Genomic DNA, 25,249 nt, shown 5'->3' on the forward strand with positions numbered 1-25,249 from the left:
CTTCCGTCAGCCCTCGGACCCGGCGGCGGCTGCGCGCTCCGCCGCCTCGACCACGTTGACCAGCAGCTGCGCCCGCGTCATCGGGCCCACACCGCCCGGGTTGGGGGCGACCCAGCCCGCGACCTCGGCGACACCCGGGTGCACATCGCCGACGATCTTGCCGTTCTCGTCCCGGCTGACGCCCACGTCCAGGACGGCCGCGCCCGGCTTCACGTCCTCCGGCTTGACCAGGTGCGGCACACCGGCGGCGGCCACGATGATGTCCGCCTGACGCAGGTGGGAGGAGAGGTCCCGGGTGCCGGTGTGGCACTGCGTGACCGTCGCGTTCTCCGACTTGCGGGTCAGCACCAGCGGCATCGGCCGCCCGATGGTGATGCCCCGGCCCACGACCACCACATGCGCGCCCTTGATCTGCACGTCGTGGTGGCGCAGCAACTGCACGATGCCGTACGGGGTGCAGGGCAGCGGGCCCTCGATGCCCAGCACCAGCCGGCCGAGGCTCATGGGGTGCAGCCCGTCCGCGTCCTTGGCCGGATCCATCAGCTCCAGGACCCGGTTTGCGTCGATGCCCTCGGGAAGCGGGAGCTGGACGATGTAACCGGTGCACTCGGGGTTCTCGTTGAGCTCCCGGACCACCGCCTCGATCTCCTCCTGGGTGGCGGTCGCGGGCAGCTCCCGCTGGATCGAGGCGATGCCGACCTGCGCGCAGTCGCGGTGCTTGCCGTTGACGTACCACCGGCTGCCCGGGTCGTCCCCGACCAGCAGGGTGCCGAGCCCCGGGGTGATCCCCCGCTCCCGGAGGGCCGCCACGCGGGCGGTCAGATCGGACTTGATCGCGGCTGCGGTGGCCTTGCCATCGAGAATCTGGGCAGTCATGGCCCCATCCTCCCGGATGGACCCGCCCCGGTACCAATCCGGACCGGCGCCGTCCCGGCAGGTGAGCTTTCCACCCGCTCAACGGGAGGTTGCACTTGCACAACACCTGTGCATAACGACTGGACAAAAAGTCGACGTTGATACGACTATGAGCCGCGCAGTGCCGCGGGCAGTGCCGGGGGGCAAAACGGCAGAGAAGCGCAGATCCTCCGCTCGGACCGCGTCGTCCCCGCATTTTAAACGGAGGAATACCAGACATGAGCTTCGGCGACCCGAACAACCCCTACGCCCAGCAGGGCCAGCCCCAGGGCCAGCCCGGCTACGGCTACCCGCAGGCCCCGCCGGTCCAGCCGTACGGCGGCGGCGGTTACCCGGCCGGCCCGACCGAGATGCCGGGTGGCGTCAAGGCCGCGCGCGTCATGCTGTTCGTCATCGCCGGCTTCCAGGTGATCGGCGCCATCCTCGCCGGTCTGAGCGCCTTCGCCATCAGCGCCGCGCAGGACGACCCGGCGCTGAAGGACGACGTCCAGTTCCAGCAGCTCGCCGACATGTCCGTGGGCGCGGTGTGGTTCGTGACCCTGCTGATCCTCGGCTGGGGTGTCTTCGCGATCGTGCTGGGCGCCAAGTTCGGCAGCGGCGGCAACGGCATCCGCGTGGCCGCGCTGGTCTTCGGCATCATCACCGCGGTGCTCGGTATCTACCCGTTCGTCCTGATCGGTCTGGTGCACACCGTTCTCGCCATCCTGGTCGCCGTGTTCGTCGGCAAGTCCGACGGCGCCGCCTGGTTCCAGCGCCCGCGCGTCTGATCCACCCGCGCCGTCACGGCGCACGCCGAAGGCCGTGCCCTCCGCTCCCCGCGGACGGCACGGCCTTCGTGCTGCGCGGGGAGGCGGGCCTACGGTCAGCCGGCCAGCAGCAGATGCCCCCGGCGGAACCGCTCCCCCTGCCCCGGCTCACGCAGCAGCCGGCCGACCTCGGTGAAACCGGCCGCCCGCGCCCGCGCCGCCAGCTCGTCGATCGGCCACCGGTGGGCCGTGAGCACCTGGTGGTCGAAGGCGGTCACCGGCCCGCCCTCCGACTCGAAGAAGGCGAGCACCAGTTGGCCCCCGGGCGCGAGGACCCGCCGGAACTCGGCGAAGTACGCGGGCAGTTCCGGCGGCGGGACGTGGATGACCGAGTACCAGGACACGATCCCCCGCAGTGCGCCGTCCGCCAGGTCGAGGGCCGCCATGGAACCGACTTCGAACCGCAGGTCCGGGTAGGCGGCGCGGGCGAGAGCGATCATCGCCGGTGACAGGTCGACGCCGAAGACCTCCAGCCCCAGGTCCCGCAGGTGCGCGGTCACCGGCCCCGGCCCGCAGCCGAGTTCAGCGACGGGCCCGGGGCCGCCCGCCCGCACCAGCTCCGCGAAGGCGGCGAGCACCGCCCGGTCCGGCGAGTGGCTGTCGAGATCGCTCCGGTCGAGGGCGGCATAGCGGACGGCGACGGCGTCATAGGCGTCGGCGGTCGCGGTCTCTGTCGGATGGGTGCCGGTCACAAGCAGGGGACTCTAGGCCATGGCCGTTGCACAAGGGCGGTTTCCGGGAAACGCCCTTGGCCGGGCCGCCCGCCCGCACCGGGCGGGATCCCCCGCTTACCACTTTCGGGCCACACCGCCCCAAAGCCGTGCCCCCGAGGGACAGCGCTCTCTACGCTGTTGCCGTTGTCGCTGATTCCGTCGGGGGAGGGAATGAAGTGCACACCATCATCGTCGTGCCCGCGTCCGGTGCCACGTGCGGTACCGCGTCCGAGCAGATCCGGCTCGGCCCCGGGGAACGGCTCCACTTCGGCAGGGCACCCGCCCGGGGGCGTCCCGACGGGCTGACCCTCACCCACCCCGGGGTGTCCCGCAGCGCGGGTGAGATCACCGCCACCGGCACCCACTGGTCGCTCAGCAACTTCAGCGGCTCCACCACCTATGTCGTGGAGAACCCGGAGGGCGCGGGCGAGCACATCAAGGTCGCGCCCGGCCGGCTGGACGCCCCCGTGCCCTTCGAGTTCTCGCGGCTGGTGCTGCCCGCCGCCGGGGAACTGCTCAGCCTGGACGTCTGGGCGCCCTGCCACGACTACCACGACCCCGCCGACGCCGGGGCGGGCGCCGACGGCGAACCGACCGCGCTCGCCTTCCCGCTCGACCGCACCAAGCGCTACTTCCTGGTCCTCGTCGCCCTGTGCGAGCCCCGGCTGCGCGGTACGCCGCACGCCGCGCCGCCCACCGCCGACGAGGTCGTCGAACGGCTCCGCCCCCGGTGGCCCGCGGCCAACCGCGCCGCCGTGCAGTGGAACATCGACTACCTCGCCGTCAAACTCCGCCTCAAACCGGCCCCCGAGGTCTGCGATCCGGGCCCCCGGCTGAACGGCAAGAAGGACCTGATGGTCTCCCTCGCGCTCCGTTTCGACCTGGTGCGCGAGGACGACCTGGGCGCGCTCCCCCGACCCGGAGGGGGGCCGCGATGACCCGGGACGGGGACATGCCGCACAAGACGCCCGGCGACGGACCCCACGGTGGCCCGGGCCACCGACCCCACGACGGCCCCGGCCACGGACCCGGCGGCTTACCGGGCCGCGGCCCCCACGGTGTCGCGGACATCCCGGCGGGCTACCGCGTCGGACCCTGGACCGTGGAGCACGAACTCGGCTCGGGCGCCTTCGGCCATGTCTACGCGGCCCGGGACGACACCCCCGGCGCCCGGCCCGCCCGGGCCGCGCTGAAGTTCCTGCCGACGGGCACGCACACCCCGCGACAACTGCGCCACCTGCGAGAACTCGCCGAGCGCGAGGTCGGCCTGCTGCGACGACTGCGCTCACCGCGCCTGATCCGGCTCTACGACACGCTCACCGTCGACGACCCCGCACGCCCCGGCCTGGACGGCGCGACCGTCCTGGTCCTGGAGGAGGCCCGGGGCTCCCTCGACGCCCTGCTGAGGGCCGGCCCCCGGCCCGAGCACGGCCCGGAACTGCTCGCCCGGATCTGTGAGGGCCTGCACCAGCTGCACTCCGCGGGCTGGGTGCACGGCGACCTCAAACCCGCCAACGTCCTGCTGATGGCGGACGGTTCGGTCCGGCTCGCCGACTTCGGCAGGGCGGCCGAACTGGAGGGCACGCACGCCTACGCGCCCGCGTTCCTGACCGTCGACCACACCCCGCCCGAGCTGCTGTGGTCCGAGATCGGCGAACGCGGGATGCGGGTCCGGCCCAGCGCGGACATCTGGGCGTTCGGTGTGCTGGCACACCGGGTGCTGACCGGGACCCACCCGCTGCCGGGCCCCACCGCCGCGGCCCGCCGGGACGCCGCCGTGCGCTACGCCCGGGGGACGGAGGAACTCCGGCTCTCCCCCGGACTGCCGCCCGTGTGGCGGGAGATCGTGGCGGACTGCCTCGCGCCCACCCACGAGGAGCGCGCCCGGCACGACGCGGCCTCACTGCTGCGCCGGACGACGGCGGCGGCCGCGGCCGGGGGCCGCCGCCCGTCCTTCCCGCGCCGGACGCGCCGGCTGCGCGTGGTCCTGGCGGCGGCCGTCCTGGCCCTGGTGGCGGCCGGGTCGGTCGTCCATCTGACGACCGAGCGGGAACGGGGCGGCGGCGGGCTCCCGGCGCCCGGTGGGCGGAGCGGCCCCCCGGCACCCGGCGCCGCGACCGGGCCGGACGCCGATGCAGGAGGGGCAGAAGGGGCAGGAGGGTACGGACGCTGCGCCCCCGGCTCCGTGTGCTTCTTCTCGGAACCGGGAGGACGCGGCCGGATGTGCGCGTGGTCGGGCGACGACCCCGACTGGTCCGACGGCCGGGCCGACTGCGCCTGGGCTCTCACCACGAACCCGGCGTCGGTCTTCAACAACGGTGTCGCCGACCCCAACGGGTTCGTCCATGTGAAGTACTTCGCCGAGGGCGGGCTGGACATCCTCGTCGGGTGCGTCCGGCAGAAGGACCGACGCGACCTGCCGCCGGGCACGGTGGTCGCGTCCCACACCTGGGCCAAACGGTGCTGAAACGGAGCGCGGGGCGTGCCCGGCGGGAGATCCCGCCGGGCACGCCCCGTGGCGTCCGGGCCCCGTCCGCCCGGTCGGGTCGGTCAGGTCAGCACTCGCCGCCCCACTTCACGGAGTTCAGCGTCACCGTGCCGCCGAGCGTGTGGCCGGTGCCGCTGGTGCTGCCGTTCTCCGGGTAGTGCAGGCAGCCGCCCGAGGTCGAACCGCCGGACCAGGTGGCCTTCCACCAGATGTGGTCCGCGCCCGGGTAGGCCGTGCCGTTGTTGCGGATGGCCAGGCCGGTCGTCGAGCGCAGGTTGGAGAGGTTGCCCTTCGACTTCCACTTGGGCGCCCCCGAGTACGACGTGTTGTCCCAGACGCAGACGTACTCGCGCGGGCAGTCGGCCCACGCGGCCGACGCGGCGGGCGCCACGGCCAGCCCCGCGACCGACAGACCGAGGGCGCTCGCACCGACCACCATGCGCCGCAGGATGTTTCGCTTCACCGCTACCTCCTCGTGACTGATTCCGGCACGAGCGTAGGAAGACGGAGGGCGCGTGTGATCCTCGTACGTCCGAGGGTGGCCGGGGCGGGCGCGGTCGGCTCCGGACCCGCCCCGGCTCAGTGCGGGACCGGCCGGATCGGCGCAGGACCGGCCGGATCGGCGAAGAGCGGCCGACTCGGCGGAAGACCGGCGGGCTCAGTGGAAGAAGTGGCGCGTCCCGGTGAAGTACATCGTGACGCCCGCCTTCTCGGCCGCCTCGACGACCTGCTCGTCGCGGACCGAACCCCCGGGCTGGACCACGGCCTTCACGCCCGCCGCGGTCAGGATCTCCAGCCCGTCCGGGAACGGGAAGAACGCGTCCGAGGCCGCGTACGCGCCCCGCGCCCGCTCCTCGCCCGCCCGCTCGACCGCGAGCTTCGCCGAGTCGACCCGGTTGACCTGGCCCATCCCGACGCCGACCGAGGCGCTGTCCTTGGCCAGCAGGATCGCGTTGGACTTGACCGCGCGGCACGCCTTCCAGGCGAAGGCCAGCTCGGCCAGCTCCTCGGCGGAGAGCGCCTCGCCCGTGGCCAGGGTCCAGTTCGCCGGGTCGTCGCCGTCGGCCTGGAGGCGGTCGGCGACCTGGAGCAGCGCACCGCCGTCGATGGGCTTCAGCTCGAACCGGTCCGCCGGGGCGCCCTCGGCGCGCAGCACCCGGATGTTCTTCTTCCGGGCCAGTACCTCGACCGCGCCGTCCTCGTAGCCGGGCGCCACGATGACCTCGGTGAAGATCTCCGCGACCTGCTCGGCCATCGCGACCGACACCGGGCGGTTCACGGCGATCACCCCGCCGAACGCGGAGAGCGGGTCGCAGGCGTGCGCCTTGCGGTGCGCCTCGGCCACGTCCGCGCCGATCGCGATGCCGCACGGGTTGGCGTGCTTGATGATCGCCACGCACGGCTCGTCGTGGTCGTACGCGGCCCGGCGCGCGGCGTCGGTGTCCGTGTAGTTGTTGTACGACATCTCCTTGCCGTGCAGCTGCTCGGCCTGTGCCAGGCCGCCGCCCGCGCCGGAGACGTACAGCGCGGCGCCCTGGTGCGGGTTCTCGCCGTAGCGCAGGACGTTCTCCCGCTCCCAGGTGGCGCCCAGGAAGTCGGGGAACGAGGAGTCGTCGGCGGGCGCGTAGTCGGAGGCGAACCAGGAGGCCACGGCCACGTCGTAGGCGGCGGTGTGCCGGAACGCCTCGGCCGCGAGCCGCTTGCGGGCGGTCAGGTCGAAGCCGCCGCCGCGCACCGCCGCGAGGACGTCCGCGTACCGCTCGGGGCTGGTGACCACGGCCACGGACGGGTGGTTCTTGGCGGCGGCGCGGACCATGGAGGGGCCGCCGATGTCGATCTGCTCCACGCACTCGTCGGGGGTCGCGCCGGAGGCGACGGTCTCCCGGAACGGGTACAGGTTCACGACGACCAGGTCGAACGGCTCCACGCCCAGCTCGGCGAGCTGCTCCCGGTGCGCGTCCAGCCGCAGGTCGGCCAGGATGCCGGCGTGGACCCGGGGGTGCAGGGTCTTGACGCGGCCGTCCAGGCACTCGGGGAAGCCGGTCAGCTCCTCGACCTTGGTCACGGGGACGCCGGCGGCGGCGATCCTCGACGCGGTCGAGCCGGTGGACACGAGCTCGACGCCGGCCTCGTGCAGCCCGCGGGCGAGCTCCTCCAGCCCCGTCTTGTCGTAGACGCTGACCAGCGCGCGACGGATGGGCTTGGTCCCGGGCGTACCGGAGTTATTCACCGACATGAACCTTTCGTCCCTCAATGCGGTAGCCGTGGCGGGCGAGCCGTCCCACGACCTCGACGAGCAGCGACCGCTCGACATCCTTGATGCGCTCGTGGAGAGCGTCTTCGTCGTCCGCCTCCCGCACCTCGACCACGCCCTGGGCGATGATCGGGCCGGTGTCGACGCCGTCGTCGACGAAGTGGACGGTGCACCCGGTGACCTTCGCCCCGTAGGCGAGCGCGTCCCGCACGCCGTGGGCACCGGGGAAGCTGGGCAGCAGCGCGGGGTGCGTGTTGACGGTGCGCCCCCCGAAGCGGGCCAGGAACTCCTTGCCCACGATCTTCATGAAGCCGGCCGAGACGACGAGGTCCGGCTCATGGGCGGCGGTCGCCTCGGTCAGGGCGCGGTCCCACTCCTCGCGGGTGGCGTGGTCCTTCACCCGGCACACGAAGGTGGGCAGCCCGGCGCGCTCGGCGCGCTCCAGACCGGCGATGCCGCTCCGGTCCGCTCCGACGGCGACGATCTCGGCGCCGAACCCCTCGGGGTCGGCGGCGACGGCGTCGAGCAGGGCCTGGAGGTTGGTCCCCGATCCGGAGACCAGGACGACGAGGCGGGCGGCAGCCACGGGTGACTCTTTTCGCGTTGCGTTGCTTGCTGTGGGGCTTGCTTCGGGGCTTGCTGCGGGTGTGGGGGTCCGCGGGTGCGGACGCGGTTGCCGTGCGGCGCCTGCCGGGCCGTGCGGCTTTGTACGGTCGTACGAATACTTCGAGGCTCCCGATACGGGGAACTCTACGAAGGGGCCGACCGTCAGCAACGATACCGGCACACAGCACGGCCCCCACGGGACGGGGGCGTGGCCGACAGGTAGCGTCTGGGGGCAGAGCCCGCGCCCGGGCGGGCTCGACGACGGGCTCGACGAGGGGAAGACGTTCACCACATGCCGGACCGACGCCACCGTACGGACCTCCTGTTGCCGCGGGAGCGCCAGTCCACGGACGACGACAATCCGTTCGCGCCGCCGCCCGAGGGCCGGCCGGACCAGCCGTGGCAGCCACGGCACCCCTCGAACGACGGCTCGCCCTCCGGCTCCTCGGGGCGGGACGGCGACGGGAACGGCAGCGGGAGCGGGGACGGGGGCTCGGACGGTTCGTCGAGCGGCTCGTCCAGCGGTTCGTCGAGCGGTTCGTCGAGCGGTTCGTCGAGCGGTTCGTCGAACTGGGGCAGCCAGTGGAGCAGCCGCCAGCCCGGCCGCTCGTCCGGCGGGGGCTTCGGCGGCCGCCCGAGCGGCCCGCGCGGCGGGCAGAACGGCCAGGACGGCCCCGGCAGCGGCCTGCGCTGGGACCCGACGGACCCGGCCCAGCGGCGCGCCCGGTACGCGCTGCTCGGCGGTATGTGGGCGTTCTTCTTCTCCCTGTTCGACCTCCCGGAGGTCGCCCTCCTGCTGGGCGCCCTCTCCGTCTACTGGGCGATCAGCTCCCTGCGCGGGGCGCCCGGAGCGGGTCGGGGCTCGGCCGACGGGGAGCCGCGCCCGGCACAGGCCGCACCGGCCGTGCGCAAGAGCCCGAACAAGCAGCAGATCACGGCCTCGGTGAGCGGCCTGGTCATGGCCGGGCTCGCACTGGTGATCGTGGCGGCGTCGTTCGCGGCGCAGCTCGTCTACCGCGACTACTACACCTGCGTGAACGACGCCCTGACCAAGTCGGGCCAGGTCGCCTGCAACGACCTCCTGCCGGAGCCCCTCCGGGACGTCCTGGGCGTCCAGGAGTAGCCCTGGGGCGCACCGTATCGGCTGTGGCCCGGACCCTGTGAGGGTCCGGGCCACAGCTGTGTGGGCACGTGGGGCCGCCCGGCCGCGTGCGTCGAGGGCACGTGGGGCCGCCGGACCGCGTGTGTCGCGGGCACGTATGTCGAGGCTAAATGTGCCGGGACCCTGTGTGGCAGGCGCACGTGTCCCGGGGCCACGTGTGGCCGGGGGACGGTGTGCCGGGCGCACATGTCCCGGGGCCACGTGTGGCCGGGGCCGGTGTGCCGGGCCCACACGTGGCCGGCCCCTGTGTGCCGGGGCCCTGTGTGGCGTTGCCTCGTCGCTCGCGGGGCTCAGGTGGTGGCCGTGGTCGGGGGGCACGTGTGTCGCGGCCATGTGTGCCAGGCCCACGTGTGTGCCGGCCGACCCGTCTGCGGGCAGGGGCGGTCAGTCGGCGGGGGGCGCCGGCTCGGCGGAGGCGGAGGCGGCCGGGAGAGGCCGGGCACCGGGTTCCGGCGCGTCGGCGGGGGCCGGCTTGGGCTCCCGCGCCGCGGCGACCACCGCGGCGGCGTCCGCGGCCCCGGCCGCCGAGGCCGCGGCCGGCGACGGGGGCGTGCGGGCGGACCACGCGTCCGCCGGAAGGAAGTCGTACGGCTCGAAGTCGTACGCGTCGAAGTCGTCGTCCAGTTCCAGCACCTCGGCCCGGGCCGACTCCCCCGCGGCGGGCGCCTTCGCGGGCGCCGCCCGCTCCGGGGCCGGGGCCGGAGCGGCGGCCGGTTCCCGCACGACCGGCGCCTCCTCGGCCGACCCGCCCCCCGCCGCACGCCGGGCCCGCAGGACCCGCCATCCGCGGATCGCCAGGGCCGCCGGGGTCGCCACCGCCACCGCCCAGGCCGCCGCCGCGGCCCCCGTCAGCCACCAGACCGGACCGAACTCGGCGAGGCGCCCCGTGCCCAGGGGCCCGCCCGCCAGCGCGGCCGCCGCGGCGACGGCGATCCCGCAGCCCAGCGCCGCGAGCAGCACGGTCAGCACCGTGCCGCCCGCCGTCCACGCCTCCTCCGGGTCCCCGTAGCGCGGGGCGGCGGCCTCGGCCGTCCACCACGCGACCAGGAGCGCGGCGACGAGCGGAACCACCGCCACCGCCCAGTGCAGCGGCGTCCCCGGCCCCCGGCCGGGCAGCGCGGCCAGCCACGGCAGCTCGGGCAGGGCGGGCGTCCCGGTGAAGGCCAGCGGCGTCGCCGTCGCGGCCGTCCCGAGCGAGAAGCCCGGCCCGAGACCGTACGCCGCGCCCCAGACCGCCGCGTTCGGCAGCAGCGCGAAGACCAGCAGGGCGAGCGCGATCCGGCCCGACCAGTCACCGGCGAGGGCGAGGAAGGACTCCTGGGCCGCCGTGCCGTGCCACACCAGGGACGCGAGCGCCACCGCCGCCCCGCCGCCGAACAGCACCAGCGCCGCGCCGCACGCCGAACGCAGCGCGACCGCGACACGCGACCGAGCCAGCGCCACGCGCACCCCGCGCGGCAGCCACCCGGGGAGCGGCCCGGTCGGCCTGCCGTGCGCGGCCCACACCCCGGACGCGGCGGCCACGAGGACCAGCAGCGGCAGATGCACCGCCGCGCCGACCGGCGCCACGGCGAGTTCGCCGCGCACCCCGTAGAACACCAGCGGGCCCCCGACCAGCAGATACCCGGCGGCCACGGCCGGGACGGCCACGCGCGCGGGGGCGCGCGGCCGGTCCTCGCCCGGTTCCGTCGCCTCCCGGGCGGCCCGGTGCACCAGCCACACCGGGAGCACCAGTAGCAGCAACGGCACCACTCCCATCGGGGCCGGAGCCCCGGACAGCGTGTCGGAGCGCACGAGTTCGGCGCCGTGCGCGAACAGCCACAGCACGACGGCCGTGTGCAGGGCGCCGCCGGAACCGCTGTCCGGGAAGGGGGAGCTGATCCACAGCACCATCACGAGCACGGTGAGGACGCCGAGCCCGAGCCCCGCCGCCGTCGCACCGCGCACGAACGCGGCGACGGCGCCGGACGCGCCTGCTCGGACGGCGACCTGGGTCTGCGGCAGCGACGGACTCTGCTCGGTCGTCTGGGTCACGCGGCCATGCTGCCAACGACACGCGCTTTATTCGTGTAACGGGCGAATGGCCGATGTGTCGCTCAAGATACGTTTATGCCATTTTCCGATTGACGCTGCGCCGCATGGAGCCCATATGACGCCCCGTATGACTCAGAGCACCGCACCGTCCGCGTCCTGGTCCCCCCTGCCGCCTCCCAAGGAACGGCGCAGGCTCCGCGAGGCGAAGGCGCTGACCGAGGCACAACTCGCCGCGGTGGTCGGCGTCACCAAGTCCACGCTCCGCTCCTGGGAGACCGGACGCACCGACCCCCGGGGGCGCCGGCGGGAGACATACGCGAAGCTGCTGGCCGAGTTCGCGGCGGAGGCGGGCGCGGGGCAGAAGCAGAGGCCGGCGCCGAAGCCCACGTGGGAGCAGAAGCCCGTCCAGGAGCCGGAGGCTCCCCCCGCGACGGCCGCCGCCGCCGCGCCGCCCGTCGTCCTCGACAAGTCCCCCGAACCACCCGAGGCGCAGGAGTCACCCGAGGCGCCCGCCCCCGTGGTCGCCGCCACCCCGCCCGAGAAGGCACCCGTCGAGCCCGAGCCGGAACCGGGGCCAGGGCCAGGGCCAGGGCCGGGGCCCGCGCCGGACGCCGGCTCCGGCGCGCCACTCGCACCCCTCGCTCCCCTCGCTCCCCCCGCCCTCACACCCGAAGAGGCATTCGACCTCCTCTACACACGGGTCGCCGCCACACTCGTACGCGAGACCCATGTGCTCACGGGCCGCCGCCGGCTCTCCCACGAGGCCGTCGAACGGGCCTTCCAGCTCGCCTGGCAGAGATGGCCGGACGTCGCGGTCGACCGCGACCCCGCGGGCTGGGTCCGGGCGGCGGCGTACGAGTACGCGATGTCCCCCTGGAACCGCCTGCGCCCCGCCCACCGGCACCCGGACGACCCGCCGGAGGAGCCCCGCAGGCGCGAACTCCTCAGCGCGCTGCACCAGTTGCCGCCACCCCACCGCCGCACCCTGCTCCTCTACGACGGCCTGGGCCTGGACCTGCCCGACACGGCGGCCGAGACCGAGGCGACCACCCCCGCCACGGCCAACCGCGTCCTCCACGCACGCGAGGCCGTCGCCGCGCGGCTGCCCGACCTCGCGGACACGGAGCTCCTGCGACGGGAGTTGCGGGAGGTGACGGCCTCGGGCCCGGTACCGCAGCCCACCCCCGCCGAGGCGGTGCGCACCGGCTGCGAACGGCGCGCCGAGCGGTGGACCCGGATCGTCGTCGTGGCGACGGCCCTGATCGCGGCGGCGACGGTGCTCGCCCTGCTGACCTCGCCCCGGGGGTACGAACCGCCGATGCCGCCGACGCAGCAGGTGGAGGGCGTACCGCCGCCGCAGAACGGCCCCGAGCGGCTGAGCAAGGAGGCCAAGAAACTGCGCGATAAGCTGCGGGACGCCCCCGCCGCCGGCCCCGCCCGCCTCCAGCCGGGCCCCGGCTGACCGGGGCCCGCCCACACAGGGCGCGCCCACATGGAGCCCGCCCACACAGACCGAACACACACGGGCCCAACCCCACACGGCCCAAGCCCACATGGGCGCAGCCCACATAGGCCCGCGCCATATAGCCGCAGCCCACACACGCGAGACACACGCGAAACGCACGCGAGGGCCCGCCCCGGAACGAAAACGTTCCGGGGCGGGCCCTCAGCGGTGCGACGTGCGTGCGCTCGCGGGTCAGCCCGCGAGGATCGCGCGCGCCAGCTTGGCCGTCTCGGTCGGCGTCTTGCCGACCTTGACGCCCGCGGCCTCCAGGGCCTCCTTCTTCGCCTGCGCGGTGCCGGAGGAGCCGGAGACGATGGCGCCGGCGTGGCCCATGGTCTTGCCCTCGGGCGCGGTGAAGCCCGCGACGTAGCCGACGACCGGCTTGGTCACGTTCTCCTTGATGAAGTCCGCCGCGCGCTCCTCGGCGTCGCCGCCGATCTCACCGATCATGACGATCAGGTCGGTCTCGGGGTCGGCCTCGAACGCGGCGAGCGCGTCGATGTGCGTGGTGCCGATGACCGGGTCGCCACCGATGCCGACGGCGGACGAGAAGCCGATGTCACGCAGCTCGTACATCATCTGGTAGGTCAGCGTGCCGGACTTGGACACCAGACCGATGCGGCCGGGCTTGGTGATGTCGCCCGGGATGATGCCGGCGTTGGACTGGCCCGGCGTGATGAGACCGGGGCAGTTCGGGCCGATGATGCGGGTCTTGCTGCCCTTGGCCTTCGCGTACGCCCAGAAGGCGGCGGAGTCGTGGACGGCGATGCCCTCGGTGATGACGACCGCGAGCGGGATCTCGGCGTCGATCGCCTCGACCACGGCGGCCTTGGCGAAGGCCGGCGGCACGAAGAGGACGGAGACGTTGGCGCCCGTCTTCTCCATCGCCTCGGCGACGGAGCCGAAGACCGGGACCTCGGTGCCATCGAAGTCGACGGTGGTGCCGGCCTTGCGCGGGTTCACACCGCCGACGACGTTGGTGCCGTCGCCGAGCATCAGGCGGGTGTGCTTCATGCCGGTGGCGCCGGTCATGCCCTGGACGATGACCTTGCTGTCCTTGTTCAGGAAGATAGCCATGGTTCTACAGTCCCTCTTCCCTTACTTGGCCGCAGCGGCGAGCTCGGCGGCCTTGTCGGCCGCGCCGTCCATGGTGTCCACGCGCTGGACGAGCGGGTGGTTGGCGTCGGAGAGGATCTTGCGACCCAGCTCCGCGTTGTTGCCGTCCAGACGGACGACCAGCGGCTTGGTGACCTCCTCGCCCTTCTCGGCGAGCAGCGCGAGGGCCTGGACGATGCCGTTGGCGACCTCGTCGCAGGCGGTGATGCCGCCGAAGACGTTGACGAACACGGACTTGACGTCCGGGTCGCCGAGGATGATCTCCAGGCCGTTCGCCATCACCTGGGCGGAGGCGCCGCCGCCGATGTCCAGGAAGTTGGCCGGCTTCACGCCGCCGTGGTTCTCACCGGCGTACGCGACGACGTCCAGGGTCGACATGACCAGGCCGGCGCCGTTGCCGATGATGCCGACCTCGCCGTCGAGCTTGACGTAGTTGAGGTTCTTGGCCTTGGCCGCGGCCTCGAGCGGGTCGGCCGCGTCCTTGTCCTCCAGCGCCTCGTGCTCCGGCTGGCGGAAGTCGGCGTTGGCGTCGAGGGAGACCTTGCCGTCGAGGGCGATGACACGGCCGTCGGCGACCTTGGCCAGCGGGTTGACCTCGACGAGGAGCGCGTCCTCGGCGACGAAGGTCTCCCAGAGCGTGACCAGCACGTCGGCGACCTGGTCGGCGACCTCGGCCGGGAACTTCGCCAGGGCGACGATCTCGGCGGCCTTCTCCTTGGAGACGCCCTCGTTGGCGTCGACCGGCACCTTCGCCAGCTTCTCGGGGGTCGTCGCGGCGACCTCCTCGATGTCCATACCGCCGGCCACGGAGGCCATGGCGAGGAAGGTGCGGTTGGTGCGGTCGAGGAGGTACGAGACGTAGTACTCCTCGGCGATCTCCGGAGCGGTCTCCGCGATCATCACCTTGTGGACCGTGTGGCCCTTGATGTCCATGCCCAGAATGTCCGTCGCGCGGGCGACGGCCTCGTCCGGGGTGGCGGCCAGCTTGACGCCGCCGGCCTTGCCGCGGCCACCGACCTTGACCTGCGCCTTGACGACCGACTTGCCGCCCAGACGCTCCGTCGCCTCGCGCGCCGCCTCAGGCGTGTCGATGACTTCACCGGCCAGCACCGGTACACCGTGCTTGGCGAAGAGGTCCCTCGCCTGGTACTCGAACAGGTCCACGCGCGTCCGTCCCTTTTCTGAAGATCGCGGTTCGTTGTCTGCGTGGGCGTGCCGCGAAGGGCAACGTGACGAGCACTGTCACAAGGGAGGCACACACGGTGTCCGTGGGCGCGGCATGTCCGCCTGGCAGGTTATCCCCGCAGGGGTCGGGCACCTAAATCACAGCTCACACCTGAGCGGTGATTACGGTCACAGAGCGGACGGGCCCGGAGGGGCCGTCATTCGGCGGCGGGCACCGGCAGCGGGCGTCCCTCCAGAGCCGCCGCCATGATCTCCGGGAAGAGGTCGGGGGTGCAGGCGAAGGCCGGTACGCCCAGCGCGGCCAGCCCGGCGGCGTGCTCGCGGTCGTAGGCCGGGGCCCCTTCGTCGGAGAGGGCGAGCAGGGCGACGAAACACACCCCGGACGCCCGCATCGCGGCGACCCGCTTCAGCATCTCGTCGCGTATGCCGCCCTCGTAGAGGTCGCTGATCAGGACAACCACCGTGTCGGCGGGGCGGGTGATCCGGGACTGGCAGTAGGCGAGGGCCCGGTTGATGTCGGTGCCGCCGCCGAGCCGGGTGCCGAACAGGACGTCGACGGGGTCGTCCAGCCGGTCCGTCAGGTCGGCGACGGCGGTGTCGAAGACGACGAGCCGGGTGTCCAGCGACCGCAGGGAGGCGAGGACCGCGCCGAAGACCGAGGCGTGGACGACGGAGGCCGCCATCGATCCGGACTGGTCGACGCAGAGCACGACCTCCTTGCGGACGCCCTGCGCCGCCCGCGCGTGGCCGATCAGCCGCTCGGGGACGACCGTGCCGAACTCCGGGCGGTAGCTGCGGAGGTTGGCCCGGATCGTGCGGTTCCAGTCGATGTCGCGGTGGCGGGGCCGGGTGGTGCGCGCGGCCCGGTCGAGCGCGCCCCGCAGCGCGGAGCGGGTGCGGGTGGCGAGCCGGCGCTCCAGGTCCTCGACGACCTTGCGGACCACGGTCCGGGCGGTCTCCCTGGTGGTCTCCGGCATCGCCTGGTGGAGGGAGAGCAGGGTGCCGACGAGGTGGACGTCGGGCTCGACGGCCTCCAGCATCTCCGGTTCCAGCAGGAGGGCGGCGAGCCCGAGCCGGTCGATCGCGTCGCGCTGCATGACCTGGACGACGCTGCTGGGGAAGTAGGTCCGGATGTCGCCGAGCCAGCGGGCCGCCGAGGGCGCGGAGGCGCCGAGCCCGCCGGCCCGCCGGGCTCCCCGCCCGTCGTCGGGGCGGGTGCCGTAGAGCGCGGAGAGGGCGGTGTCCATCGCGGCGTCGGCCCCGGCGAGCGCGCGACCGGTCCCGTCGGCCGCGGCCTCGGCCCCGAGCACGAGCCGCCAGCGCCGCAGCCGCTCGTCCTGCGCGGACGCGCCGTCGGCGCCCACGGGCGCGGGGGCGTTGCGCACCGGGGCGCCGTGCGTTGCGGCGCCGTGCGCGGGGACGCTGCGCACCGGGGCGGCGTGCGTTGTGGCGCCGTGCGCGGGGTCCGCGTCGGCGTTCGCAGGCGCGCTGGACGCCGGGGCGCTGTGCACCCCGGCGCCGCGCGTTGCGGCGCCGCCCACCGGGGTGCCCTGCGCTGCAGGGCCGTGCGGCGGGACGCCGTCCGCGGCGACGCCGTGCGCCGAAGCACCGCCCGCCGGGTCCCCGCCAAGCGGGACGCCCCGCGCGGGGACGCAGCGCACAGGGCCTCCGTCCGCCGGGGCATCCTGCGTCGTGGTCCGTGTCATCCCGCCACCCCCGCCGGGTCGTCGATGCAGTCGTGTGCGCGCACCGGGTCGTGCGCGCGAGCAGTGCCCGGCGCGCGGGCGCCGTCCCGCGCGGGAGCGTTGGCCTGTGCACGGGCGCCGTCCGCGGGCGCGGCGCCCCTCGCGGGGCCTGGGCCCTGCCCGGGTACGCCACCCCTGGCAGGGCCCGTGTCCTGCGCGGGCGCGGTGTCCGGTGCCCGCGCGGCCTCCTTCGCCCGAGCGCCGTCCTGCGTGGACACGGTGCCCCGCGCGGGCGCGGCACCCCCCGCGCGCCCGGCCGTCAGGATCAGGCCCACGACGCCGAGCGCCGCGGCCGCGCGGCGTTCGGCGAGGCCGGGGCCGAAGCCCGGGGCGGGCGGTGCCGGGTCGCCGCCGGGGGCCGTGGGCGCGGGGCCGCGCCGGGCCAGTTCGCCCAGGGTGCGCCGCGCGCCTGGCTCGAACGCGCCGAAGGTGCGCCGCAGCAGCGGCAGCACATCGGTGAACGCCTCCGTCGGGACGCCCGTCAGCCAGGCGTCGACCAGGGACAGCAGGCGCTCGTCGTGGACGAGGAGCAGGCCGCCGGCCGGGGCCGTGCCGATGAAGCCCTCGATCCAGGCGGCCGCCTCGGCCGGGGGCACGGCCGGGGACAGGGCGCGGGCCATGATGCGGGCGGCCTCGTCCTCGGCGAGCCGGCCGTCGTCGAGCAGCAACCGGGCCGCGCGGCCGCGTATCCCGCCGGGGACGGAGTCCCGGGCGACGAGTCGGCGCAGGGCCGCCCGCCAGCGCCCGGCCGTCGCCGCCGGGTCGGGCAGCAGACCGATCGCGGTGTGCACCGCGTCGATGTGGTCGCGCATCCGGGCCGCCGCGTCGGCGTCGAGACCGGTGCAGGCGGGCGGCAGGCCGACGCAGACGCGTTCCGCGAGGCCCGAGGCGACCTCGGCGAGGGCCGCGGTGTCGGTGCCGCGGACGTCGCCGTACCGCAGGGCGCGGGCCAGCGCCGGGAGGGCCTGGGCGAGGTGGCCCACGTCCGTGTCCAGGGCGGCGCGGTCGGCGAGGGCCGCCATCACCACCGGGAGGGCGTCGGGCAGCCCGGCGAGGAGGCACTGCTCCGCCAGCGCGGTCACCGCGGCGAGGGTGGTCGCGGACACCGCCTCGGACTCGGCCTTCGCGGTGGCCGCCGCGAGCACCGTGGTGCCCCAGACGCCCGCCTCGGCGACCCGGACGGACAGTTCCGGTTCCCAGCGCAGCCGCCAGGACTCGCGGAAGGTGCCGGTGCCGCCCCGGCCGGTGGGCTCGCCCCAGCCGACGCCGAGCAGCCGCAGCCGGTGGAGCAGTCGGCTCCGGGCCGTGTCGTGGTCGCCGCGCAGATCGAGGTCGAGTTCCCGTTCCCCGGCCTCAGGTCTGAGCCGCAGGCTCCGCTGCCGCCGGGCCAGGTCCCGCTGGAGCGGCACCGCCGGGGCGCCGTCCGGGACTTCGCCGAGCACGTCGCCGACGACGAGCCGGTCGGCGACCAACCCGAGCGGGATGTCGGAGCCGTCGCACATCACCGCCCGCACGGCGTCCGTCGTCTCCCCGAGCCCGGCGAGCGGGCGCCCCCGGACCACGGCCAGGGTCTCGGCGAGCCGGACCGCCTCGATGACATGCGCGGGGGACACGGCACGGCCCTCCTCGCGCAGCAGACCGGCGACCCGGGCCATCCACCGCTCGACCGGCCGGTCCGGGGCCGTGAAGAGATGGGCGTACCAGCCGGGCGAGGCGATTCCGGCGCCGTACCCGGAGGAGCGGGCGAGCCTGCGGTGGGTCCACGGCACCCAGGTGGTCTGGGTGCGGACCTTGGGCAGGCCCTTCAGCAGGGCCCGGTCCGCCGTGGCGGTGGTCCGCGCCATGAGGGCCGGGACGTGCCAGGCGCCGCAGACGACGGCGACCCCGTCGCCGAACTCCTTGCGGGCCGCGCGCAGCCGCAACCGCATATGCGCCTCGCGGACGAGGTCGTGCTCGTGGCCGCCGTGCCCGTACTCCTCCCGGAGGGCGGTCATGGCCTCGGCGAGCACGGCGAACGGGGCCCGGGCGTCGGCCTCTTCGGCGGCCTCTTCCGCGGCCGGGCCGCGGTGCTCGACGACGTCCTCCCACCAGCGTTCGGGGTCGTCGTGACCGGCGGTGCGGGCGAGCACGCCGATGGGGTCGATCCGCACCCCGCCGTCCGCGCTCTCGGCGGCGGCCGGTTCCTCGCCCCCGCTCAGGGCCAGGGAGTGCGCCGCGGGCAGGTCGACGAAGCGGACGGGGACGGACCGGGCGAGGGCCCAGCGCAGGGCCACCCACTCGGGGCTGAACCCGGCGAACGGCCAGAACGCCGAGCGGCCCGGGTCGTCGACCGCGTGCGCGAGCAGGGCGACCGGTGGACGCATGCCCTCGTCCGCGGCGAACTCCACCAGTGCGTCGGCCTCGGGCGGGCCCTCGATCAGCACCGCGGGCGGCCGGGCCGCGTCCAGTGCCGCCCGGACGGCGCGCGCCGAGCCGGGGCCGTGGTGCCGGACGCCCAGCAGCAGGGGCCCGGCCCGCCCGGTCACGCCTCCGCCTCGCGGCAGGCGCGGTAGAGGTCCTGCCAGCCGTCCCGTTCGCGGACCACGGTCTCCAGGTACTCCTGCCACACCACCCGGTCGGCGGCCGGGTCTCTGACCACCGCCCCGAGGAGGCCGGCGGCCAGGTCCGAGGCCCGGAGCACGCCGTCCCCGAAGTGCGCGGCGAGCGCCAGGCCGCCGGTGACGACGGAGATCGCCTCGGCCGTGGAGAGCGTGCCGGAAGGGGACTTGAGGCGGGTGCGGCCGTCGCCGGAGACCCCTTCGCGCAGTTCACGGAAGACGGTGACGACCCGGCGGATCTCCGCCAGGCCGTCGGGGACGGCCGGCAGGTCGAGCGACCGCCCTATCTGGTCGACCCGCCGGGACACGATGTCCACCTCGGCCTCCGCGGTGGCGGGGAGCGGTAGGACGACGGTGTTGAACCGCCTGCGCAGCGCGCTGGACAGCTCGTTGACCCCTCGGTCGCGGTCGTTGGCGGTGGCGATCAGGTTGAAGCCGCCGACCGCCTGGACCTCCTCGCCCAGTTCGGGGACGGGCAGGGTCTTCTCGGAGAGGATCGTGATCAGGGTGTCCTGGACATCCGCCGGGATGCGGGTGAGTTCCTCGATGCGGGCGGTCGCGCCGGCGGCCATGGCACGCATGACGGGGCCGGGCACCAGGGCCTCGCGGCTCGGGCCGTGGGCGAGGAGCTGCGCGTAGTTCCATCCGTAGCGGACGGCTTCCTCGGGGGTGCCGGCGGTGCCCTGTACCAGGAGGGTGGAGTCCCCGCTCACAGCGGCCGCCAGATGCTCCGACAGCCAGGTCTTCGCCGTGCCGGGCACGCCGAGGAGCAGCAGGGCGCGATCCGTGGCGAGGGTGCTGACGGCGACCTCCACGATCCGGCGCGGACCCACGTACTTGGGCGTGATCACGGTGCCGTCGGCGAGGGTGCCGCCGAGGAGATAGGTGGCTACGGCCCAGGGCGAGAGCCGCCAGTTGGCGGGGCGCTGCCGGTCGTCCCGGGCGGCGAGCGCGGCGAGTTCGGCGGCGAACGCGTCCTCCGCGTGCGGCCGCAGGACTCCGGCGGCGCTCGCGGTCCCCGTTCCGGACACGGTCATGGTTCCCCCTCCAGATCGTCCGATCCGTTGCGGTTCCACAGTGCACCACGCCACTGACAATCGGCCGTCGCCGCAGGCCGGAGGGGGTGCGGCATGAACGGAGGGAAGCCGTCCGCCCCCCGAACCGGCCCCGGGACGAGGCCGGTTCGGGGTCCGTGAGCCGGTTCGGGGTGGGCGGGGGCCGGCTGCCACTCCCCGCCGACCGGCGACTCGGCGAGGTCGAAGCGCAGGTCAGGGTGGATTGTCAGTGGGGGGTCGTAACGTCGTGACCATGCTGCTGATCAACGGGGACTCTTCCGGTCGGCGGGTGCCGGGCGCGACACCTGACGATCCGTCGCACTCTGCCGCCGCGCCCGCCGTCCCGCCCGCCGCCGGGGGCGATCGCGAGGCCGCGCGCCGTCGTGCCGAGCGCCGGGCGGCGCGGATCAGCACGGGGGCCACGGAGTTGGAGCAGCGGCTCGCCGACGTGGTGCGGGCCGGGCTCGCCTCGGCCGGGGCGGCGGGCCAGGGTGCCTGGGAGGAGACGGCCGCGCGGATGGTCGACGCGCAGGCGCCGGGGCTCGCCGCGCGGGCCAGGGAGTTGGGGGCGATACCGGGGTCGGGGCCGGGCTGGCCGGTCCGGCTGCTGGAGGAGTGCGCGCTGCTGCACCTGCTGGACACGGCATGGCTGGGCCGTGACGGGCTGCCGCCCGCCCTGTCCCGGACGGTGCGCACCCGGATAGGTCTGCCCTCCCGCGCGGACGGCGCGCCGGTCCGGGACACCTGGCTGTTCCTGGCACAGAGCGACGGCTCGGACGGCAGGCTGACCACCCGGCGGATCTGGCTGCACGGGCGCGGCTCCGGCCGGGCGGTGCTGCTGCTCTCCTACGGCGCGGCCGGGCGTGCTCCCCAACTGACGGTGCCCGTGGGCCTGATGGCCGAGGCCGAGGTCGTGGGCCACGGCGGGGCGGGGCAGCTCCGCGGTGACCTCGGCGAGCTGCTCACCCCGCCGGTGCCGATAAGCAGCCCGCCGCCGGGCACCGACTGCGCCGGCGCGCTGGCGGCCTACGGCAGGGCGCTCGGCGAGGACCCGTGGCTGGACACCTGGCCGGTCACCCTGTCCGGCGTCCTCCCGCTGCCCACCGGAAGCGGCTGGCAGCTCGCCGACGCGGACGGGGGCGCGGCACTGCCCCTGGCACCCGCCGCCCTGGCCGGGTCCGGGCTGTGGCGCCTGGTCGCGGTCTCCGGGGGCCGTCCCGTCACCGTCTTCGGCGAGGTCGGGCACCGGGGCGTCCTGCCGCTCACCGCGTGGTCCGCCGAGTCGCCGGAGACCGTCCCGCTCACCTGACACCCCCAGGCCCACGACACCGCACCCGAAAGCCCGGACACATCCCGAAGGAGGCCCCCCGATGAACAACACCACCACCCCCTGGGACGAGCTCGTCACCACGGCCCTCCTGGGCACGGACCGGCGCACCCCTCCGGGAGCGCCGCCCGGAGCGCCGGGCGGGGACGCGGCCCTCGCCCTGCTCGACGCGGCGGCCGAGGAGACGGTCCGCCGCCGGGCCGGCCTGCGGCCCGCCCCGGCCGCCGCTCTCCCGGCGCCCGCACCGGACGATCCCCGGCCCCGCCTCCCGGACGCCGCCCGGCTGCGCCTGGGCCGGCTGCTCGCCGACCGCGCCTCCGGTGGCGCCGTGGCCGGCCGACGGGGCTCGTCCCCCGATCTGACCGAGCTGCTGCCTCAGTGGCTGGCCGCCGCGAACGCCCACGGCTACCGGGCCCCGCCGTCCCTGCTGCCCGCCCTGCTGGACGCCGCCCGGGCCCGCACCGATCTGCGGCCGGGGGCCCTGGCCTTCGCCGGCCCCCGTGGGCTCTGGCTCGCCCGGCTCAACCCGGAGTGGCGCTACGCCCTGCGCGGAAGCGCCGGGTCCGCCCTGCCGGACCCGTCCGACGCGGACGCGGTGCGACTGCTCTGGCAGGAGGGCCTGTTCGCCGAACGCGCCGCCCTGCTGGGGGCTTTGCGCGCCCATGACCCCGCCGCCGGGCGCGCCCTCCTCGCCGCCACCTGGCCGGCCGAACGCGCCGAGGACCGCCTGATGTTCCTCGACACCCTGCGGACGGGCCTGGCCGACGCGGACGAGCCGTTCCTCGAAGCCGCCCTGGCCGACCGCAGCCGCAATGTCCGGGCGACGGCGGCGGAACTGCTCTCGGCGCTCCCCTCCTCCGCGCTCGCCGCGCGGATGGCCGCCCGCGCCGCCTCCTGTGTGGCGCTCGACCGCAGCGGCGCTCCCGGCGCGGCGATAGCCGTCGAGGCGCCGCACGAGTGCGACGCCGGGATGCAGCGGGACGGTGTCGTGCCGACGGCCCCGCCCGGCCGGGGCGAGCGGTCCTGGTGGTTCGGCCAACTCGTCGAGGCGGCGCCCCTGTCCACCTGGCCCGCCCGGCTCGGGGGCCGCACCCCGCAGGAGCTCGTCGCCCTGCCGGTCCGCGACGACTGGGCCGAGGAGCTGCACGCCGCCTGGTGCCGCGCCGCGGTGCGCCAGCGGGACGCGGCCTGGTCCCGCGCGCTCCTCGGCGCACCGGCCTCGCCGCCCGCGACCGGGCCCGGCACGACCTCCCCCGCCGAGCGCTCCAAGCTCCTCCTCGCGCTGCCCGAGGAGGAACGGGCCCGCTGGGTGGGGGCGTTCATCGACGCGCACGGGCTGTCCGAGGCGTTCCAGCTCCTGGGCGTGTGCGCGGTGCCGTGGGCTCCGCCGCTCGGCCGGGCGGTGGTCGACGCGCTCGACATCGCCCGCGAGGCCGGCAGTTACCCCTGGAGCTTCAGCGGCGTGATGGGCCTCGCGGAACGCTGCCTCGACCCGGCAGAGGCCCCCCATCTGGAGGCCCTGACCGCGCCCCCGGCCGAGACGGAGGACACCTCACCGGGCGCGGGCGGCTACTGGTCCGAGGCGTTCCAGCGCCTCGTCTCGACGCTGCGCCTGCGCGCCACGATACGGGCGGAACTCCTCCCGCCGGCCGAGGAGTAGCACCCCCGCCCGGCCCCCGGCCTCGCCCTGCCACGGGCGCGCGCCCGGGCCCGGCACCTCGGCCTGCGACCGGGAGCGCCCGTACCGCCGTGGGCGACCCCGCGGCGGCCAGGGCCGGCAGCCACCCGGGCCCCGGCGTGCCCGGGCCCACAGTGGCCCGCGCCCGCCCGCGCGGCCCTGCCGCGCCCCCGCTGCGTCAGACCGTCGCGCGGACGTTCGCGTTGACCCACTCCACGATGGAGGTCGTCGTCGCGCCCGGCGTGAAGATCTCCGCGACGCCCTTCTCCTTCAGGGGCGCGATGTCGTCCTCCGGGATGATCCCGCCGCCGAAGACCTTGATGTCCTCCGCGTCCCGCTCCTTGAGGAGTTCCAGGACCTTCGCGAAGAGGGTGTTGTGCGCCCCGGACAGGATGGACAGCCCGATCGCGTCGGCGTCCTCCTGGATCGCGGTGTCGACGATCTGCTCGGGGGTCTGGTGCAGCCCCGTGTAGATGACCTCCATACCGGCGTCGCGCAGCGCCCGCGCGATCACCTTGGCCCCGCGGTCGTGCCCGTCGAGTCCCGGCTTGGCGACCACTACGCGGATCGGACCCGTCACACCCATCACTGCCTCCACCTACCGATGCGCCGCCTCCGGCACGGGTTCCGCGGGCCCGGGCGGGCGCGGAAGTGAACGAACGTTATCTCCCGGTGTCCAGCATCCCGCAAGCCGCCGTTTCGCGGTGGGCGGCGAGGGGGAAATCACACATGGGACATTTTCGCTGAGCGCCGTACCGGCGGGACCCCGCGCACCCCACGCGCGGAGCCCCCGAGGCACGGGCGCGAGGGGAGCCGCCGCAGGTCCACGGAGCCTGCCGTACCACCGCGCCGAGAGCCGCACGGCACGGCGGTACGGCACATCCCCGGCCCGGGTCACGCTGCGCCTCCCATCAAGGGCGCGCGGGGCAGAGCCGCCTCCGCCGCGCCGGTCGGGAGGTCGCCGTGAAGGCTCCACCGTTCCCCTTTCCTCCGCTGCCCTCCCTCCTGACGAGCCTGCCGAACCCACTGACAAACCCACTGACAAACCTGCCGAACCCACTGCCGGCCGTGCTGACGGGCGCGCTGCTGCGGGCGACCGCGCTGGAACTGCTGGTCCTAGCGGGCCATCTCGTCCTCTATCCCACGGGCATCGCCCCGGAACGGAGACTGCGCGCGACCCCCGCGACCCCCGCACCACAGCGGACCGGCGCCCCCGACACGCCCGGGACGCCCGCCCCCGTCCCCCTCCGGACGGACACGGGCAACGGCGGCGTCCCCACCGTCCTCCTGCACGGCTTCGTGGACAACCGCTCCGTCTTCGTCCTGCTGCGCCGCGCCCTCGCGCGCCACGGCGGCGGCCCGGTCGCCTGTCTCAACTACTCGCCGCTGACCTGCGACATCCGGACCGCCGCCGATCTGCTGGGCCGCCATGTGGAAGAGGTGTGCGCCCGCACCGGCCGGCCGGAGATCGACATCGTCGGCCACAGCCTGGGCGGGCTCATCGCCCGCTACTACGTGCAGCGGCTCGGCGGCGACCGCCGGGTGCGCACCCTGGTCACCCTGGGCACCCCGCACGCCGGGACGGCCGTCGCGCCGTTCGCCGGGGTGCATCCGATCGTGCGCCAGATGCGTCCCGGCTCCCCGGTGATGGAGGAGCTGCGGCAGCCCGCCCCGGGCTGCCGCACCCGGTTCGTGAGCTTCTGGAGCGACCTGGACCGGATCATGGTCCCGGTCGAGACCGCCCGCCTGGACCACCCCGACCTGCTTGTGGAGAACGTCCCCGTCCAGGGGATCGGCCATCTCGCCCTGCCGGTGCACCCGGCGGTCGCGGCCCGGATCCGCGAGTACCTGACACCCGGCCCGGCAGCGCCCGGTTCTCGCCACGGGGACGCCATTTCGGTCGCCTAGGCGAACCGTTCATCGAACGGTTATCGAACGTAGAGCCAAAGCTGCGCCCGCAGTCCGCCGAAAGGCGGCCGAATGCCCGTTTCCTCATGGCGGAGATACCGCCGAAGATTGTCGCCATCGCATACCGCCGGGTACAGTCGCGCCCACTGCTTCCCC

General features: G+C 75.0%; 20 protein-coding genes. 8 read left to right on the forward strand and 12 right to left on the reverse strand.

Annotation, left to right across the window (positions count from 1 at the left end; translation table 11 throughout):
- Positions 1–6 precede the first annotated feature (6 nt).
- The gene (locus ABZ457_RS03730) at positions 7–876 is read right to left on the reverse strand and encodes a bifunctional methylenetetrahydrofolate dehydrogenase/methenyltetrahydrofolate cyclohydrolase (RefSeq protein ID WP_359153511.1); all 870 of its coding nucleotides are present in this window, start codon (positions 874–876) and stop codon (positions 7–9) included.
- A gap of 257 nt (positions 877–1,133) precedes the next feature.
- Between ABZ457_RS03730 and ABZ457_RS03735 the strand changes: the two genes are divergently transcribed.
- The gene (locus ABZ457_RS03735) at positions 1,134–1,682 is read left to right on the forward strand and encodes a hypothetical protein (RefSeq protein ID WP_359153514.1); all 549 of its coding nucleotides are present in this window, start codon (positions 1,134–1,136) and stop codon (positions 1,680–1,682) included.
- A gap of 95 nt (positions 1,683–1,777) precedes the next feature.
- Here the strand turns inward: ABZ457_RS03735 and ABZ457_RS03740 are convergent, their stop codons facing one another.
- Positions 1,778–2,413, reverse strand: a complete 636-nt coding sequence (locus ABZ457_RS03740) for a methyltransferase domain-containing protein (protein WP_359153516.1) — start codon at positions 2,411–2,413, stop codon at positions 1,778–1,780.
- Positions 2,414–2,610: 197 nt separating this feature from the next.
- Here ABZ457_RS03740 and ABZ457_RS03745 point away from each other — a divergent pair, with 197 nt between their 5' ends.
- Together ABZ457_RS03745 and ABZ457_RS03750 are read left to right on the forward strand one after the other, a co-directional pair.
- Positions 2,611–3,372 carry an FHA domain-containing protein gene (locus ABZ457_RS03745; RefSeq protein ID WP_359153518.1) on the forward strand — a complete coding sequence of 254 codons (762 nt, stop codon included), beginning with the start codon at positions 2,611–2,613 and terminating at the stop codon, positions 3,370–3,372.
- A 131-nt stretch (positions 3,373–3,503) separates the two neighbouring features.
- Positions 3,504–4,901 (forward strand): protein kinase, encoded by a 1,398-nt coding sequence (locus ABZ457_RS03750; protein ID WP_359153770.1) that lies wholly within the window; start codon positions 3,504–3,506, stop codon positions 4,899–4,901.
- Positions 4,902–4,989: 88 nt separating this feature from the next.
- Here ABZ457_RS03750 and ABZ457_RS03755 read toward each other — a convergent pair whose 3' ends face one another.
- The 3 genes from ABZ457_RS03755 to purN form a co-directional block, all read right to left on the reverse strand.
- Positions 4,990–5,385 carry a peptidase inhibitor family I36 protein gene (locus ABZ457_RS03755; protein WP_359153520.1) on the reverse strand — a complete coding sequence of 132 codons (396 nt, stop codon included), beginning with the start codon at positions 5,383–5,385 and terminating at the stop codon, positions 4,990–4,992.
- Between the two features lie 195 nt (positions 5,386–5,580).
- Complete coding sequence (purH, locus tag ABZ457_RS03760; RefSeq protein WP_359153522.1) at positions 5,581–7,158, reverse strand: bifunctional phosphoribosylaminoimidazolecarboxamide formyltransferase/IMP cyclohydrolase; 1,578 nt, start codon at positions 7,156–7,158, stop codon at positions 5,581–5,583.
- The gene (gene purN / locus ABZ457_RS03765) at positions 7,145–7,762 is read right to left on the reverse strand and encodes a phosphoribosylglycinamide formyltransferase (RefSeq protein ID WP_359153524.1); all 618 of its coding nucleotides are present in this window, start codon (positions 7,760–7,762) and stop codon (positions 7,145–7,147) included. Before purN ends, purH begins: the two co-directional genes overlap by 14 nt.
- A 312-nt stretch (positions 7,763–8,074) precedes the next feature.
- Between purN and ABZ457_RS03770 the strand changes: the two genes are divergently transcribed.
- Positions 8,075–8,905: a hypothetical protein gene (locus ABZ457_RS03770; protein WP_359153526.1), complete on the forward strand. Its 831-nt coding sequence runs from the start codon at positions 8,075–8,077 to the stop codon at positions 8,903–8,905.
- Positions 8,906–9,328: 423 nt separating this feature from the next.
- On the opposite strand, the gene ABZ457_RS03775 is transcribed toward ABZ457_RS03770, so the two are convergent.
- Positions 9,329–10,978 carry a DUF6350 family protein gene (locus ABZ457_RS03775; protein WP_359153528.1) on the reverse strand — a complete coding sequence of 550 codons (1,650 nt, stop codon included), beginning with the start codon at positions 10,976–10,978 and terminating at the stop codon, positions 9,329–9,331.
- 127 nt (positions 10,979–11,105) lie between these two features.
- Between ABZ457_RS03775 and ABZ457_RS03780 the strand changes: the two genes are divergently transcribed.
- Positions 11,106–12,440, forward strand: a complete 1,335-nt coding sequence (locus ABZ457_RS03780; protein WP_359153530.1) for a helix-turn-helix domain-containing protein — start codon at positions 11,106–11,108, stop codon at positions 12,438–12,440.
- A 234-nt stretch (positions 12,441–12,674) separates the two neighbouring features.
- On the opposite strand, the gene sucD is transcribed toward ABZ457_RS03780, so the two are convergent.
- The 5 genes from sucD to ABZ457_RS03805 all read right to left on the reverse strand — a co-directional run bounded on the left by sucD (position 12,675) and on the right by ABZ457_RS03805 (position 20,162).
- Positions 12,675–13,559 (reverse strand): succinate--CoA ligase subunit alpha, encoded by an 885-nt coding sequence (sucD, locus tag ABZ457_RS03785; RefSeq protein ID WP_359153532.1) that lies wholly within the window; start codon positions 13,557–13,559, stop codon positions 12,675–12,677.
- A gap of 21 nt (positions 13,560–13,580) precedes the next feature.
- Complete coding sequence (gene sucC, locus ABZ457_RS03790; protein ID WP_359153534.1) at positions 13,581–14,762, reverse strand: ADP-forming succinate--CoA ligase subunit beta; 1,182 nt, start codon at positions 14,760–14,762, stop codon at positions 13,581–13,583.
- Positions 14,763–14,980: 218 nt separating this feature from the next.
- Positions 14,981–16,168 (reverse strand): VWA domain-containing protein, encoded by a 1,188-nt coding sequence (locus ABZ457_RS03795; RefSeq protein ID WP_359153772.1) that lies wholly within the window; start codon positions 16,166–16,168, stop codon positions 14,981–14,983.
- Between the two features lie 317 nt (positions 16,169–16,485).
- On the reverse strand, positions 16,486–19,053 hold the full coding sequence (locus tag ABZ457_RS03800) for a DUF5682 family protein (RefSeq protein WP_359153536.1): 2,568 nt from the start codon (positions 19,051–19,053) through the stop codon (positions 16,486–16,488).
- Entirely contained in the window at positions 19,050–20,162 is a 1,113-nt protein-coding gene (locus ABZ457_RS03805) for an AAA family ATPase (protein WP_359153538.1), read from the reverse strand. The genes ABZ457_RS03800 and ABZ457_RS03805 overlap by 4 nt, the downstream gene beginning before the upstream one ends.
- Positions 20,163–20,427: 265 nt before the next feature.
- Here ABZ457_RS03805 and ABZ457_RS03810 point away from each other — a divergent pair, with 265 nt between their 5' ends.
- A complete protein-coding gene (locus ABZ457_RS03810) occupies positions 20,428–21,489 on the forward strand; it encodes a hypothetical protein (protein ID WP_359153540.1) in 1,062 nt (353 codons plus the stop codon).
- 61 nt (positions 21,490–21,550) lie between these two features.
- Entirely contained in the window at positions 21,551–23,167 is a 1,617-nt protein-coding gene (locus ABZ457_RS03815) for a DUF5691 domain-containing protein (protein WP_359153542.1), read from the forward strand.
- Between the two features lie 196 nt (positions 23,168–23,363).
- Here the strand turns inward: ABZ457_RS03815 and ABZ457_RS03820 are convergent, their stop codons facing one another.
- Positions 23,364–23,771: a cobalamin B12-binding domain-containing protein gene (locus tag ABZ457_RS03820; protein ID WP_359153544.1), complete on the reverse strand. Its 408-nt coding sequence runs from the start codon at positions 23,769–23,771 to the stop codon at positions 23,364–23,366.
- A gap of 461 nt (positions 23,772–24,232) precedes the next feature.
- On the opposite strand from ABZ457_RS03820, the gene ABZ457_RS03825 reads away from it, so the two are divergent.
- Positions 24,233–25,093: an alpha/beta fold hydrolase gene (locus ABZ457_RS03825; RefSeq protein WP_359153774.1), complete on the forward strand. Its 861-nt coding sequence runs from the start codon at positions 24,233–24,235 to the stop codon at positions 25,091–25,093.
- The last annotated feature ends 156 nt before the right edge of the window (positions 25,094–25,249 follow it).

The sequence above is a fragment of the Streptomyces sp. NPDC005805 genome (assembly GCF_040630445.1).
Classification (GTDB): domain Bacteria; phylum Actinomycetota; class Actinomycetes; order Streptomycetales; family Streptomycetaceae; genus Streptomyces.

Excerpts from the sequence above, each read along its gene's own strand:
- ABZ457_RS03730 (WP_359153511.1), bottom strand. The coding sequence starts at position 876 with ATGACTGCCCAGATTCTCGATGGCAAGGCCACCGCAGCCGCGATCAAG.
- ABZ457_RS03735 (WP_359153514.1), top strand. The coding sequence starts at position 1,134 with ATGAGCTTCGGCGACCCGAACAACCCCTACGCCCAGCAGGGCCAGCCC.
- purH (WP_359153522.1), bottom strand. The coding sequence starts at position 7,158 with ATGTCGGTGAATAACTCCGGTACGCCCGGGACCAAGCCCATCCGTCGC.
- ABZ457_RS03770 (WP_359153526.1), top strand. The coding sequence starts at position 8,075 with ATGCCGGACCGACGCCACCGTACGGACCTCCTGTTGCCGCGGGAGCGC.
- ABZ457_RS03780 (WP_359153530.1), top strand. The coding sequence starts at position 11,106 with ATGACTCAGAGCACCGCACCGTCCGCGTCCTGGTCCCCCCTGCCGCCT.
- sucD (WP_359153532.1), bottom strand. The coding sequence starts at position 13,559 with ATGGCTATCTTCCTGAACAAGGACAGCAAGGTCATCGTCCAGGGCATG.
- ABZ457_RS03805 (WP_359153538.1), bottom strand. The coding sequence starts at position 20,162 with ATGACCGTGTCCGGAACGGGGACCGCGAGCGCCGCCGGAGTCCTGCGG.
- ABZ457_RS03815 (WP_359153542.1), top strand. The coding sequence starts at position 21,551 with ATGAACAACACCACCACCCCCTGGGACGAGCTCGTCACCACGGCCCTC.
- ABZ457_RS03820 (WP_359153544.1), bottom strand. The coding sequence starts at position 23,771 with ATGGGTGTGACGGGTCCGATCCGCGTAGTGGTCGCCAAGCCGGGACTC.